Consider the following 790-nt stretch of genomic DNA (forward strand, 5'->3'; position numbering starts at 1 on the left):
CTCTTACTTGAGATATAAGCACATATAAACTTTTCTTCTTCTTTTTCTTTTACTATTACTGCTGCTGCATCTATTGATTCATGTTCCAACAGTTTATTTTCTATCTCCCCAAGTTCTATCCTAAAACCTCTTATTTTTACTTGACTGTCTATCCTTCCTAAGAATTCTATATTCCCATTTGGCAACCACCTAGCTAAGTCACCAGTTTTATACATTTTTTCTCCTTGGATATAGGGGTTATCTATAAATTTTTCTGTTGTCAGCTCTTGCTTATTTAAATATCCTCGTGCTAACCCTATGCCACTAATACATAGTTCCCCTGGAGTTCCTATGGGTAAAATCTCATTGCTAGAATCTACTATATACGCTTTATAATTCCCCATAGGTTTACCTATAGATATCTTCTTTTCTCCTTTACTTACATCTCTCAACATCGTTGAATAAATAGTAGCTTCAGTTGGTCCATAAAGATTGTGGAGTGTCAAATTCTCTGCTTTTTCTAAGAAAGAGTTGACGTCATTACTCCTCAATTCCTCACCTGCTAGGAATAGGTATTTTAAACTTGAGATATACTCAATTTCATCTATTGCCACATTTGAAAATATTCTAAAATGTGATGGCACAAAATTTATATGTGTTACTTTTTCTTGTTTTATAGTTTTCAAGGTATATAGTATGTCTTTGTTACCATCTGGTTTTAGTATTACAAGACTTCCATTCCCAAAAAACCATCCATAAAGTTCAGTCACTGACACATCAAATGCAAAATTTGTTTTCAATAAGTACTTAT

Annotated in this window: 1 protein-coding gene; it reads right to left on the reverse strand. The window is 32.7% G+C overall.

Annotated features, from left to right (window positions below):
- Nucleotides 1-790, reverse strand: a 790-nt coding sequence (locus KFD70_RS29150) for an AMP-binding protein (RefSeq protein WP_431613551.1), incomplete at both ends; no start/stop codon positions are given.

This window comes from Bacillus pfraonensis (assembly GCF_050768835.1).
GTDB lineage: Bacteria > Bacillota > Bacilli > Bacillales > Bacillaceae_G > Bacillus_A > Bacillus_A pfraonensis.